A 13,159-nucleotide genomic window follows, 5' to 3' on the forward strand; every position below is an offset into this window, starting at 1 on the left:
TCTCAACGGGCACCGTGCGTGCCCGTTGGCGGAGGACATGAACATGAAAATGGTGACAGCCATCATCAAACCCTTCAAGCTCGACGAGGTGCGTGAAGCCCTGTCGGACATGGGGGTGCAAGGCATTACGGTGACCGAGGTCAAGGGCTTTGGGCGCCAAAAGGGCCACACCGAGCTGTACCGTGGCGCTGAGTACGTCGTGGACTTTCTTCCCAAGGTCAAGATCGAAGCCGCTGTGGCCGACGACCTGGTGGACCGTGTGATCGAAGCCATCGAAGGCGCTGCCCGCACCGGCAAGATTGGTGACGGCAAGATCTTCGTGACCCACCTGGAGCAGGTGGTGCGCATCCGCACGGGCGAAACCGGCAAGGAAGCCCTGTAAGGGCCCGCCGCATCACACAGAGAAAAACGCCATGAAAAAACTGCTTGCTTCTTTCGTTCTGGGATTGAGCCTGTTGTCCGCCGGCACCTTGTCGCTGGCCCAGGCACCTGCCGCCGAACCCGCTGCCGCCACCGCCCCGGCCGCAGCCCCTGCTGAAGCCGCTCCGGCCCCTGCCGCCGCAGCCGCACCTGCTGCGGCCGCTGCAGCAGCCCCCGCCGCTGACGCCGCTGCACCCGCAGCCCCTGTGCCCAACAAGGGCGACACGGCCTGGATGATGGTCTCCACCATCTTGGTGATCCTGATGGTGCTGCCTGGCCTGGCCCTGTTCTATGGTGGCTTGGTGCGCAGCAAGAACATGCTGTCCGTGCTCATGCAGATCATGGTCACGTTCTCGCTCATCACGGTGCTGTGGTTCATCTATGGCTACAGCCTGGCCTTCACCGAAGGTGGTGCCTTCATCGGCGGCTTTGATCGCCTGTTCATGAAGGGTATCTGGGACAACGCCGCTGGCACCTTTGCCAATGCCGCCACGTTCAGCAAGGGCGTTGTGATTCCTGAAATCACGTTCGCAGCCTTCCAGGCCACGTTCGCTGGCATCACTTGCGCACTGATCGTGGGTGCCTTTGCCGAGCGCATCAAGTTCTCCGCCGTGCTGCTGTTCATGGTGCTGTGGTTCACTTTCAGCTACCTGCCCATCGCTCACATGGTGTGGTTCTGGATGGGCCCTGACGCCTACACCGCCAAGGACGTCGTGGACTCAATGAACGGCAAGGCCGGTCAAATCTGGCAGTGGGGTGCGCTGGACTTTGCGGGCGGCACCGTGGTGCACATCAACGCAGCGGTCGCTGGCTTGGTGGGTGCCTTCATGGTGGGCAAGCGCATTGGCTACGGCAAGGAAGCCATGGCCCCTCACAGCCTGACGCTGACCATGGTGGGTGCTTCCCTGCTGTGGGTGGGCTGGTTCGGTTTCAACGCAGGCTCTGCCCTGGAAGCCAACGGCTTTGCCGCCCTGGCCTTCATCAACACGCTGGTGGCTACGGCTGCTGCGGTGCTGGCCTGGTGCACGGGTGAAGCGCTGATGCGCGGCAAGGCCTCCATGCTGGGTGCGGCCTCGGGTGCAGTGGCTGGCCTGGTGGCGGTCACGCCTGCAGCGGGCAACGTCGGTATCGGCGGCGCCTTGGTCATCGGCCTGGTGGGCGGCTTTGCTTGCCTGTGGGGTGTGCATGGCCTCAAGAAGATGCTGGGCGCTGACGACTCGCTGGACGTATTCGGCGTGCACGGTGTGGGCGGTATCGTGGGTGCGCTGCTGACGGGCGTGTTCAACTCCCCCGCCCTGGGTGGCCCCGGCTACGTGGCCGACTGGGTCACGGCTTCCATGGTCACTTCTGCCGACTACTCCATCGCCGCCCAGGTGTGGACGCAAACCAAGGCCGTGCTGCTGACCATCGTGTGGTCTGGCGTGGTGTCGTTCATTGCCTTCAAGGTGGTGGACCTGGTGGTGGGCCTGCGCGTGTCGGAAGAAGACGAACGCGAAGGTCTGGACATCACGTCCCACGGCGAAACGGCCTACAACCGTTGATTGGGGGACCACCGGTAGCGGTATCTGGTGGTGCCGCCGCCGCCCCAATGTTTTTCTAGCGAGAGTCTCCTCAAGAGTTGGGCCCACCCTGTCGGTGGGCCCTTTTTTTATGGGCGCACCGGTGCGTTTGCCCATGCCCGGCGGGTGCCCATCGCAAAGAACCTGCACGGGCCCTGTTCAAAAAATTCACGCCACGCGGGGCGCCCGTGCCAAGCCGCACCCGCTACGATGCAGGCCATGGACCAAGCCCTTGCCCAGATTGCCGAGCGCGTGCGCGCCGCTGCCGCAGACCACACCCCCTTGCGCATCCGGGGTGGGGGCACCAAAGATTTTCATGGCCGGGCGCTGCATGGCGAGGTGCTCGATACCCGCACCCTCAGGGGCATCACCAGCTACGAGCCGAGCGAGCTGGTGGTGACGGCCCGTGCGGGCACGCCCCTGGCCGAGCTGGAGGCTGCGCTGGCCGACAAAGGCCAATGCCTGCCCTTTGAACCCCCGCACTTTGCCCCTGGCGCCACCGTAGGCGGCATGGTGGCTGCGGGCCTGTCAGGGCCCGCACGGGCCAGCGTGGGCGCGGTGCGCGACTATGTGCTGGGCGTGGGTCTTATCAACGGGCGGGCCGAGTCACTTACCTTTGGCGGGCAGGTGATGAAGAACGTGGCCGGGTACGACGTCTCGCGCCTGATGGCGGGGGCCTGGGGCACGCTGGGGCTGCTGACGGAGGTCAGCCTCAAGGTGCTGCCTGTGGCCCCGGCCGAGGCCACGCTGCGCTTTGAATGCAACCAGGCCGATGCGCTGCGCAAGCTGCACGCCTGGGGCGGCCAGCCCCTGCCGCTGAACGCCAGCTGCTGGGTGCAGAACGCAGACGCGGGCTTGGGCACCCTGTATGTGCGCCTGTGTGGCGCTGTGGCGGCCGTAGAGGCCGCGTGCAAAGCCATGGGCGGCACGCGGCTGGACAACGCCACCACGGCGCCAGATTGGGTCGCCTGCCGCAATCACACCCTGCCCTGGTTTGCTGCACGCGCCCAGCAGCCTGGCCTGGCGTTGTGGCGCTTGTCGCTGCCTGCCACGGCACCGGTGCTGACCCTGCCCGCTGCTGCCCAGCCATTGGTCGAATGGCACGGCGCGCTGCGCTGGGTGCAGGCCCCGGCCAATGCGGGCGATGCCCTGCGCGCGGCGGCCCAAGCGATGGGTGGAAGTGCTACTTTATTTGTAGCTGCTAGCGCTCATCCCTTGAGCGCTAGCGGCCAATTTGATCCGAAGTCTGCCGCGCTGGCGCAGATCCATGCTCGGCTCAAGCAGGCGTTCGACCCCGCAGGCATCTTCAACCCCGGCCGCATGGCCGCCGACTGGTAAGGCCGCCGCCCATGCGCCGCCTGCGCCACCTCACGGGCCACCACCGCACCGTCACCACCAATCGGGTGTTGGGCCTGCTGCTGGCGTTCAACGCCGGGGCGGTGAATGCGGGGGGCTTTCTGGTGGTGCACATGTATACCTCGCACATGACGGGCTTTCTCTCGTCGCTGGCCGACAACCTGGTGCTGGGCAACATGAAGCTGGTGCTGGGCGCTGTGGGCGCGCTGTGGGCGTTCATGTCCGGCGCTGGCAGCACGGCCATCCTGGTCAACTGGGCGCGCCACCACCGCCTGCGCGGCACCTATGCGCTGCCGCTGCTGCTCGAAGCCCTGCTGTTGCTGCTGTTTGGCCTCATGGGCGCCATCACCTTGGGTTGGCGCACGCCGTTTTCGGTGCCGCTCACGGTGCTGCTGCTGGCCTACCTGATGGGGCTGCAGAACGCGGTGGTCACCAAGATGTCGTCGGCCCAGATCCGCACCACCCACATGACGGGCGTGGTGACCGACCTGGGCATCGAGATGGGCAAGATGCTGTACTGGAACCGCAGTGGCACCACGCCCGATCGCCATGTGCACGCCAACCGCGAGCGGCTGTGGCTGCTGGCGGGGCTGATGGGCTTGTTCCTCGTCGGTGGGTTGGTGGGGGCGGCCGGGTTCAAGCATGTGGGCTTCATCTTTGTGGTGCCGCTGGCGCTGGTGTTGCTCACGCTGTCACTGCCGCCGCTGTGGGCCGACCGTGTGCGCCTACGGCAGCTGCTCAAAGGGTTGCGCGCCAGCCCCAGGGCTGTGCCGCCCCCGGCCCCATCTGGCCCCCAGCCGGACCCGCACGAAACCCGATAACACAACGCGATAACACCGCGAGAAAAGCGCGTGCCAACGCCACCCCTTTTTTGATTTTTACCCCAGGCATGCACTATGCAGACCCAACTCGCCCCTGAATACGCCGCCCGCGCTGATGGCTTGGAGGCCGAAGCCATTTTGCGCAAATGCGTGCACTGCGGCTTTTGCACCGCCACCTGCCCCACGTACCAGCTGCTGGGCGACGAGCTGGATGGCCCGCGTGGCCGCATCTACCTTATCAAGCAGGTGCTCGAAGGCGCTGAACCGACCCGCGCCACACAGCGCCACCTGGACCGCTGCCTGACCTGCCGCAACTGCGAAAGCACCTGCCCCAGCGGCGTGCAATATGGCCACCTGGTGGACATTGGCCGCAAGATCGTGGACGAAAAAGTGCCCCGCCCCGTGGGTGAAAAGGCCCTGCGCTGGGCGCTGAAGGAGGGGCTGCCATCGCCCCTGTTCGCCCCAGCCATGAAGGTGGGACAGGCCCTGCGCGGTGTCCTGCCCACGGTGCTCAAGGAAAAGGTGACCACGCCGCGCAGCGCCGGTGCCTGGCCCACGCGCGAGCACGCCCGCAAGGTGATCCTGCTGGCGGGCTGCGTGCAGCCCAGCATGATGCCGAACATCAACACCGCCACCGCCCGCGTGCTCGATGCTGTGGGCGTGCAAACCGTGGTGGTGGCCCAGGCCGGGTGCTGCGGCGCGGTCAAGTTCCACCTCAACGACCAGGAAGGCGGCAAGGTCCAGATGCGCGCCAACATCGACGCCTGGTGGCCGCTCGTGGAGCAGGGCGGGGTGGAGTCCATCGTGATGAACGCCTCGGGCTGCGGCGTGACGGTGAAGGAATACGCCCACACCTTGAAGGACGATGCGCAATACGCAGCCAAGGCCCAGCGCATCAGCGCCCTCACGCGCGATTTGTCGGAACTGCTGCCCGCCATGCTGCCCGAGCTGGCCGCCAAGCTGCAGGGCCGCGTGGACGCCACGCGCCAACCCGACACCCTGTACGCCTACCACCCACCCTGCACCCTGCAGCACGGCCAAAAACTGCGCGGCGGGGTGGAAGCGCACCTGAACCAGCTGGGCTTCAAACTGCGCACGGCGCGCAACGAGGCGCACCTGTGCTGCGGCTCGGCGGGTACGTACTCGGTGCTGCAGCCGGACCTGTCGCACCAGCTGCGCGACCGCAAACTGGGCGTGCTGGCCGAAGCCTTTGGCGAGCAGCCGCCCGATGTGATCCTGTCGGCCAACATTGGCTGCATCACCCACCTGCAAAGCGGTACCGGAACGCCTGTGCGGCACTGGGTGGAGGTGCTGGATGAGGCGCTGGTCGCACGCCCCACCACATAGCGGTGGCAGGGCGTGCGCGAGCGGGATCGCGAACGACGGCAACTGGCCGAGCGCATCTCGCCGCCGGAGCCGCAAATTCCGCCAGCCTCTGGCGGCTGGCACTCCCCCACAGCCCTGCCGTTGTCGCCCGAAAAGCCGCACAACAGCCCCTTCAGACAGGCCCTTCAAGCAGGCTCTGGAGTCCATCAGTGGCATGATGGAGGGTTTGTTGTTCCCCTCGTCCCCCGAGGACATTGACCGCCATGACCGAATCCGTGCCTGAAGTCGTTGCCGCCCACCTGCCCGCTGATGCTGGGGCAGCCCATGCTGGGGCAGCCAGTGCAGGCGCAGCTGCGACTGCCGAGCCCTCCGTTGCAACGACCCCAGAAGGGGCCGCATTGGCCCCTACTGCCGACCACCCTGGCCAAGCCGACAACGCAGCGCGTGCCACGCGCGATCGTGGCAACCGGGGTCGCCGTGGCGGCAAGGACCGTGCGGGCCGCAAGCCCGACGGTGCGCCCGCTGCGGCCCAGGTGCCTGCCCCGCAGCGCGTGCACCCTGCGCTGGAGCAGTTGGCTGGCCTGTACCCGCACCTGTTTGGCGCGGTGTTCCGCCCCCTCAAGCGCGGCATCTTCCAAGACCTGCTGGCGGCCCACCCCGATGCGTTCGAGCGCGAAGCGCTCAAGGTGGCCCTGGGCATCCACACCCGCTCGACCCGCTACCTGCAAACCGTGGCCGCTGGCGAGCAGCGCCACGACCTGCAAGGCCAGCCCGTGGAAGCCATGGCGCCCGAGCATGTGCACCACGCCCTGCTGGAGGTGTACCGCCGCCGCAAGAACCAAAAGGGCCGCCCCACCGAAGACCTGCTGCCCAAGCTGCGCAACCGCATGATCGCCGCGTTCGAGGCTTCGGGCCTGACCCGCGAGGCCTACACCGAGCTGGTGGTGGGCCGCGACGATGCTGCCAATGCCATCCTCGAAGAAGCCTTTGCCGAATGGGCCGCCCGCAACGCCAAGGCCGAAGCCCTGCTGCGCGCCTTTGAGGCCAGCGGCAGCACGCTGGAGCAGTTTGCCGACATGTACGGCATGGACCCGCGCAGCACCGGCCAGCAGCTGGAGCGCGCCCGCAAGCTGGCGGCGGCCAAGGTGGCCCCGCAGGCAGACGGCGGCGCTGCCGACTGACTGATTGATTGATTGACCTGATGCACCGACCCTGGCCCGCGCCGGGGCGTGTCAGGGCTCAGCACGGCAGGCCGGGGGCGCCTGCCACCCTGCTGACATAACGGTGTCAGTAGCCCCAAGGCAGTATCCAAACCCTGTTTAAACATACAGGAGTTTGCATGTTGTGTGCCATCACGCCTTGGGCGGTGTCTGTGCCTGCATTCCGCGCGGTGGGCATTCGCACCCGTACCTCCAACCCGGCCGAAGCCGACCCCGCCACCGCGCGCATCGGCGCGCTGTGGGATCGCTTTTTCAGCGAAAGCTGGGAGCACAAGCTGCCCCCTCCAGGCGACGATGGCCGCGTGTTCGGGGTGTACAGCCACTACGCCTCAGACCAGCACGGTGAATTTGACGTGCTGGCAGGGGTTGCTGCCCCCGCTGACCACCAAGCCATGCCCGGCGCGAGCGCGGTGGACATCGAGGCTGGCACCTACCTGGTGTTCGAATCCGATGGCCACATGCCCCAGTTGGTGATCGACGCCTGGACGGCGGTATGGCACTACTTTGCAGCCAACCCCCAGGTACAACGCCGCTTTGGTACCGACTTCGAGGCCTACAGCGGCCCGTATCAGGTAGCCATTCACATTGGGGTTTATGAGTCCGGGGCCGTTCCCCGTTAAGCGCTTTCGTGCCTTTCGCCCCCTGGGAGCGTTGGATGTGTTCCCAGGGGCTTGTTGTCAGACAACATTCGTTACAACTGCAGGCCAGGCGTTGTTGCGGCTATCAATGTGTGTTTTTGCTATGAAAAATATAGCTGAAAAGCTAATGGGAAAGAGCGTAATCGCCATGCGGAACACTCAAGGCTATGCCTTTTCTAAGGTGGCTCTTGCGGTGCTGTCACCGTTGTACCCCTATGCCATGCGTGGACAATGGCGGCCGACCGCTGGCTGGGCCGTGGTGGGCCGCTGCCATCCGCGCTGCGCTTGTGCCACCCATGCCCCTCCATGGCGGTCTGCCACAACAAGAGAGAGGGAAAAACATGGAATTGAGCAGCGGCTTCAAGAAGATTGCCTGCGTCGGGATCGGAGCGGCATTTCTGATTTTTGGCTACCAGGACTATTCCAAAAACAAGTCCTTGCACAAGCGGGGCGTAGCGGCGGTGGTCGAGCCGATCAGCAAATACACCGAGCGGTCGCGCAAGGGCTCGACCACCTACACGGCAGAGTTCGATTTCACGACGGCATCGGGGCAGAAGATCCACAAATCCAGCTCTTTCCCCAAGGAGGCGCTGGACGACTTCCAGGCGGGCAAACCGGTCAAGGTGTTCTACGATGAGCGCAACCCCTACGAGTTCGTCTTTGAAAAGGACGACCCCGCTTGGTGGCCCATGTTGTTGGGCGTGGCCATTGCCGTGGGCGGGTTGCTGCTGCTCTGACCGGCCAAACGGCGGCTTGCCTCTGGCTGGCCACTACCGTTGTGCTGAGGCAGTGAATGCGCGGAGGCTCTATGCGCCGCGCTGACCGCCTGTTCCAGATCGTGCAGCTCATCCGGGGGCGGCGGCTATCGACGGCGGCATTCCTGGCGGAGCGGCTGGAAGTGTCGCAGCGCACGATTTACCGCGACGTGGCCGACCTGCAGCACCAGGGCGTGCCCATTGAGGGCGAGGCCGGTGTGGGGTACCGCCTGGGGGCGGGGTTTGAGCTGCCCCCGCTCATGTTCAGCCAGGGCGAGGCCAATGCGCTGGTGGCGGCCGCCCGCCTGGCGCAAGTGTGGCTGGACCCAGGCCTTGCGCGCGAGGTGGAGGGGGCGCTGGGCAAGATCTTGTCGGTGCTGCCCCCGGCGGCCCGGCTTGCGGCCGAGGCCCAGGCGCTGTACGCACCCATGGTGGGGCTCGATGCCCGCGCACAAGCCACACTGCAAGCCTTGCGCGAGGCGGTGCAAAGCTGCCACGTGGTGGAGATCGACTACGCCGATGTGCAGGGCCGCCCCAGCCTGCGCAGGCTGCGGCCGCTGGGCTGCTTTTACTGGGGCAAGGTGTGGACCTTGTCGGCCTGGTGCGAGCTGCGCAGTGACTTTCGGGGCTTTCGCATTGACCGCATTGCGGCCTTCAAGGTGCTGCCCGAGCGCTTTCGGCAAGAGCCTGGCAGAACGCTGGCCGACCTGCTGCGCCAGGTGGAGGAAGAGCGCGCCTGCTGGGCCGCCGAGGCGCCGCAGCAGTGATGATGTGGCGGGGCTTTAGGCGCGCAGCGCCGCCTCGATGTCTTGCGCCAGCTTGGCGGGCGCGTCCTGCGGGGCATAGCGGCGCACTACCTGCCCGTCTTTGCCCACGAGGAATTTGGTGAAGTTCCACTTGATGGCTTTGGTGCCCAGAATGCCGGGCGCCTGCTCGGTCAGCCAGCGGTACAGCGGCGCGGCTTGTTCGCCGTTCACGTCGATCTTGGCCATCATGGGAAAGTCCACGCCGTAGTTCAGCTGGCAAAAGCCTGCAATCTCTTCGTTGCTGCCGGGGTCTTGCTTGCCAAACTGGTTGCAGGGAAACCCCAGCACCACCAGCCCCTGGCCCGCGTACTGCTGGTGCAGTGCCTGCAAGCCCGCAAACTGCGGCGTGAAACCACAGGCGCTGGCCGTGTTGACGATGAGCAGCACCTGGCCCCTGAACTGTTCCAGCGCCACGCGCTGGCCGCGAATATCCTGGGCGTCGAAGGTGTAGATGTCTGGGGGCATAGGTAGGGGCTCCTTCGGTGGGGTGATGGGGGTGACCGCGCCCATGGTAGCTGCGTGTGCGGCGGCGCGGGTCTGTCAGTCCATTTTTGTCTGCGCCTGTTCGTCAGCGCTTTTGCCTCCACGGCACGGTGGCCAGCAACGCGGCCGACACGATCATGGCACCGCCCAGCACGGTGCGCGTGTCCAGCGCGGTGTCCGTCAGCAGCACCGACGACACGCTGGCAAACACCACCTCCGACAGCATGATGAGCGCCGTGGTGCCCGCCGCCAGCCGCGTGGCGCCAAACTGCAGCGCGTAGTTGCTCAGCAAAAAGGCCGCAGCCAGCACCAATGCCACCGTCACCCAGCCCGTGGCCAGCGCTGGCACGGGGGTGACAAAGCCCGCCAGCAAGCCCGCGCAGGCGCTGGCCGTGGCCATGAGGGCGCCGCCGCCAAACATGGCCAGCATCCGGCATTCGCTGGGCAACTGGTGCAGGCGGCGCAGCGTGACATTGGTCAATGCAAAGCAAAAGCCCCCAGCCAGCGCCAGCAGGTCGGCCCCCGACAGGTGGCCCACCAGGCGCTCGATCGAGGCATCTGCAGGCACCAGCACCAGGGCCACGCCCGCAAACGCAAGTACCAGCCGCACCACGGCCATGCGCGTGGGGCGCTCGCCCAGCACGCGCCAGGCCAGCAGCACCGACCAGGCGGGCATCAGATAAAACAGCAGCACCACCCGCACCACGTCACCCACCGTCACGGCCCAGTTGAAGGCCACATTGGTCAGGCCTGACGACAGCGCCAAGAGCCACAGGGCCGGGTGCTGCAAGGTGCGCGTGAGCAGGCCGGGGCGCACCAGCAGCAGGCCCCCCACGGCCAATGCGTACATCAGCGCCGTGGCCCACAAGGGGTGCAACCCGGCGCCGTGCAGTTGCCGAAACGGCCACCACGAAACGCCCCAGACAAAGGCGTTGAACACCAGCGCCAGTACAGGCAAAAAACTAGGCATTAAATCGGGTTCTAGCGCTTGTTCAATAAGCGCTAGCAGCTATCAAAAAAGGAGTGATTGAGGGCTTGGGCAGCGTGGCGCAGGTCCCCGGAGCATCACCCACCGCGCCTGTGCGACCATGGGTGGCTTGGAACAGGGGCTCAGTGGTGGTGGTCTTGCCGTGCAATGTGCAGCAGGTGCTCCACCTCTTCACGGTGGCGGGTGCAGTTGCTGATGTGCCAGCGGCGAATCAGCCACATGGTGCCCGCCACCACCAGGCCAAACGCCGTGATGGCACCAAACACCGACAGCCCCAGCTTGAGCGACAGGCTGTAGAACGCGCCCAGGCCCAGGATGCAGGCCTGCTCGTTGAAGTTCTGCACGGCAATCGAGCGCCCGGCGCCCATCAGGTTGTGGCCCCGGTGCTGCAGCAGAGCGTTCATGGGCACCACAAGGTAGCCGCCCAGGCCGCCCAGCAAAATCAGGAACGGAATGGCCAGCCAGATGTTGTTGATGAACACCATGAGGATGAGCAGCAGCCCCATGGCAATGCCCAGCGGGATCACCTTGGTCGCAGCATCCAGCCGCATGCGCATGGACGCCACCACCGCGCCCACGGCCGTGCCGATGGCCACCACCCCGGTCAGGGCCGAGGCCTGCGTGGTGTTGTAGCCCAGCGCCACAGCGGCCCAGGCCAGCACGATGAACTTGAGGTTGCCGCCAGCGCCCCAGAAGAGGGTGGTGGTGGACAGCGAAATCTGCCCCAGCTTGTCGCGCCACAGGCGGCTGTTGCAGGCCCAGAAGTCGGGTAGCAGCGCCAGCGCGTTGGCCAGCACGTTGCGCGAGGGGTCGGTGCGCAGGGGGCGCATTTCCACCCCGGTGTGCGGGATGCGGGTGTTGAACCAGGCCGCTACCACGTAAACCAGGATCAGCGTTGCAATGGCCGACTCGGCAGGGGTGTCCACCCCCGTATTGATGAAAGGGATGTCGATGCTGAGCAGCATCACCGACAGGTGCTGCCCCACCAGTTGCCCGCCCAGCAGCACGCCCAGAATGATCGATGCAATCGTCAGCCCCTCGATCCAGCCGTTGGCTTTGACCAATTGCGACGCGGGCAACAGCTCGGTCAGGATGCCGTACTTGGCGGGCGAGTAGGCCGCCGCCCCCAGCCCCACCACGGCATAGGCCATGAGCGGGTGCGAGCCAAACAGCATCATCAGGCAGCCCACCACCTTGATGGCATTGCTGATGAACATGACCCGGCCTTTGGGCAGCGCGTCGGCAAAGGCGCCCACAAACGGTGCCAGCACCACATAAAACAGCGCAAACATCGGCACCAGCGCGGCGCGTTGCCACTCGGGGGCGCCATCGGTGCGCAGCAGCTCCACGGCGGCCACGAAGAGAGCGTTGTCGGCCAGCGAGCTGAAAAACTGCGCCGACATGATCGTGTAGAAACCGCGCTTCATCGATGGGCTTGTGCGGGTATCAGCTGGGCTGATGCCCTGTTAAATGTGGAAAACCGTGGCAAGTGACCGGCGGTTATATCACGCGGGTAAACGGTGGCGGTGCCAGAATCCGAGGCTGATCACCCGGTTTAACCCCATGCCACGCCCCATACAAGCCCACGTCCACACCGCCGCTTTGCAACACAACCTCCAGCGCGTGCGCCAGGCCGTGCCAGACGCCAATGTCTGGGCCGTGGTCAAGGCCAACGCCTACGGTCACGGCATTGAGCGCGTGTTTGAGGGCCTGCGTGGCGCCGATGGCTTTGCCCTGCTGGACCTGTCCGAGGCCGAGCGCGTGCGCGCCCTGGGCTGGCGTGGCCCCATCCTGCTGCTCGAAGGCGTGTTCGAGCCGCGCGACCTGGAGATCTGCTCGCGCCTGGGCCTGTGGCACGCCGTGCACTGCGACGAGCAGATCGACTGGCTGGCCGCCCACAAGACGCAGGTGCCGCACCGCGTGTTCCTTAAGATGAACTCGGGCATGAACCGCCTGGGCTTCACGCCCGCCCGCTACCGCGCAGCCTGGGCGCGGCTGAACGCGCTGCCGCAGGTGGACGAAATCTCGTACATGACCCACTTCAGCGACGCCGACGGCCCGCGCGGCATCGCCCACCAGATGGCCGCCTTCAACACCGCCACGCAAGACCTGCCCGGCGAGCGCAGCCTGAGCAACAGCGCCGCCATCCTGCGCCATGCCACCGATGCCGGGGTGCGGGCCGACTGGGTGCGCGCGGGCATCGTGGTGTACGGCAGCGCGCCCGACCACCCTGAACACACCTCTGCCCACTGGGGCCTGCAGCCCACCATGACGCTTTCCACCCGCCTGCTGGCCACCCAGCAGCTGCAGGCGGGCGACACCGTGGGCTACGGCTCGCGCTTCACGGCCGAGGGGCCGCTCACCATCGGAGTGGCCGCCTGCGGCTATGCCGACGGCTACCCCCGCCACTGCGATACCGGCACGCCCGTGTTGGTCAACGGCGTGCGCACCCGCCTGGTGGGCCGCGTGAGCATGGACATGGTCACCGTGGACCTGACCCCCCTGCAGCAGGCCGGTGTGCCTGTGGGCCTGGGCAGCGAAGTCACGCTGTGGGGCCGCGCCAGCAATGGCGAGGTGCTGCCCGTCGACGAAGTGGCCCGCGCCGCAGGCACCGTGAGTTGGGAGTTGCTGACCGCGCTGGCGCAGCGGGTGCCGGTGGTGGTGGACTGAGGCGGATGGCGCAAAGGCCGCCTACAGCACGCAGGCGGCCGATGTGATGATGTCTCTCAACCAAGTGTCGTCATCTTGGTGCTTTTTGCTGCCTTCTTGTCCTGCGATGGTGGGCAT

At 66.1% G+C, this 13,159-nt stretch carries 13 protein-coding genes; 10 read left to right on the forward strand and 3 right to left on the reverse strand.

Annotated elements, in window-relative coordinates:
- Positions 1 to 43 precede the first annotated feature (43 nt).
- From glnK to C8C98_RS08910, 9 genes are all read left to right on the forward strand, one after another.
- A complete protein-coding gene (gene glnK, locus C8C98_RS08870) occupies positions 44 to 382 on the forward strand; it encodes a P-II family nitrogen regulator (protein ID WP_099658948.1) in 339 nt (112 codons plus the stop codon).
- 31 nt (positions 383 to 413) lie between these two features.
- Entirely contained in the window at positions 414 to 1,961 is a 1,548-nt protein-coding gene (amt, locus tag C8C98_RS08875; protein ID WP_121453972.1) for an ammonium transporter, read from the forward strand.
- 228 nt (positions 1,962 to 2,189) lie between these two features.
- Entirely contained in the window at positions 2,190 to 3,317 is a 1,128-nt protein-coding gene (glcE, locus tag C8C98_RS08880) for a glycolate oxidase subunit GlcE (protein WP_199726575.1), read from the forward strand.
- A gap of 11 nt (positions 3,318 to 3,328) precedes the next feature.
- A complete protein-coding gene (locus C8C98_RS08885; RefSeq protein WP_121453973.1) occupies positions 3,329 to 4,156 on the forward strand; it encodes a YoaK family protein in 828 nt (275 codons plus the stop codon).
- Positions 4,157 to 4,231: 75 nt separating this feature from the next.
- Positions 4,232 to 5,503, forward strand: a complete 1,272-nt coding sequence (gene glcF, locus C8C98_RS08890) for a glycolate oxidase subunit GlcF (RefSeq protein ID WP_121453974.1) — start codon at positions 4,232 to 4,234, stop codon at positions 5,501 to 5,503.
- A 242-nt stretch (positions 5,504 to 5,745) separates the two neighbouring features.
- Entirely contained in the window at positions 5,746 to 6,663 is a 918-nt protein-coding gene (locus C8C98_RS08895) for a ProQ/FINO family protein (protein WP_121453975.1), read from the forward strand.
- A gap of 158 nt (positions 6,664 to 6,821) precedes the next feature.
- Positions 6,822 to 7,322, forward strand: coding sequence for a GyrI-like domain-containing protein (locus tag C8C98_RS08900; RefSeq protein WP_121453976.1), 501 nt, complete (start codon positions 6,822 to 6,824; stop codon positions 7,320 to 7,322).
- 359 nt (positions 7,323 to 7,681) lie between these two features.
- The gene (locus C8C98_RS08905; protein ID WP_158236356.1) at positions 7,682 to 8,077 is read left to right on the forward strand and encodes a DUF3592 domain-containing protein; all 396 of its coding nucleotides are present in this window, start codon (positions 7,682 to 7,684) and stop codon (positions 8,075 to 8,077) included.
- Positions 8,078 to 8,148: 71 nt separating this feature from the next.
- Positions 8,149 to 8,862, forward strand: coding sequence for a YafY family protein (locus C8C98_RS08910; RefSeq protein WP_121453978.1), 714 nt, complete (start codon positions 8,149 to 8,151; stop codon positions 8,860 to 8,862).
- A gap of 15 nt (positions 8,863 to 8,877) precedes the next feature.
- Here C8C98_RS08910 and C8C98_RS08915 read toward each other — a convergent pair whose 3' ends face one another.
- The 3 genes from C8C98_RS08915 to lplT all read right to left on the reverse strand — a co-directional run bounded on the left by C8C98_RS08915 (position 8,878) and on the right by lplT (position 11,799).
- The gene (locus tag C8C98_RS08915) at positions 8,878 to 9,366 is read right to left on the reverse strand and encodes a glutathione peroxidase (protein ID WP_121453979.1); all 489 of its coding nucleotides are present in this window, start codon (positions 9,364 to 9,366) and stop codon (positions 8,878 to 8,880) included.
- A gap of 103 nt (positions 9,367 to 9,469) precedes the next feature.
- The gene (locus tag C8C98_RS08920; protein ID WP_121453980.1) at positions 9,470 to 10,354 is read right to left on the reverse strand and encodes a DMT family transporter; all 885 of its coding nucleotides are present in this window, start codon (positions 10,352 to 10,354) and stop codon (positions 9,470 to 9,472) included.
- 140 nt (positions 10,355 to 10,494) lie between these two features.
- A complete protein-coding gene (lplT, locus tag C8C98_RS08925; RefSeq protein ID WP_121453981.1) occupies positions 10,495 to 11,799 on the reverse strand; it encodes a lysophospholipid transporter LplT in 1,305 nt (434 codons plus the stop codon).
- Between the two features lie 136 nt (positions 11,800 to 11,935).
- Between lplT and alr the strand changes: the two genes are divergently transcribed.
- On the forward strand, positions 11,936 to 13,042 hold the full coding sequence (gene alr / locus C8C98_RS08930) for an alanine racemase (RefSeq protein ID WP_121453982.1): 1,107 nt from the start codon (positions 11,936 to 11,938) through the stop codon (positions 13,040 to 13,042).
- The last annotated feature ends 117 nt before the right edge of the window (positions 13,043 to 13,159 follow it).

Origin of the sequence: Acidovorax sp. 106 (assembly GCF_003663825.1) — a bacterium.
Classification (GTDB): Bacteria; Pseudomonadota; Gammaproteobacteria; order Burkholderiales; family Burkholderiaceae_C; genus Acidovorax.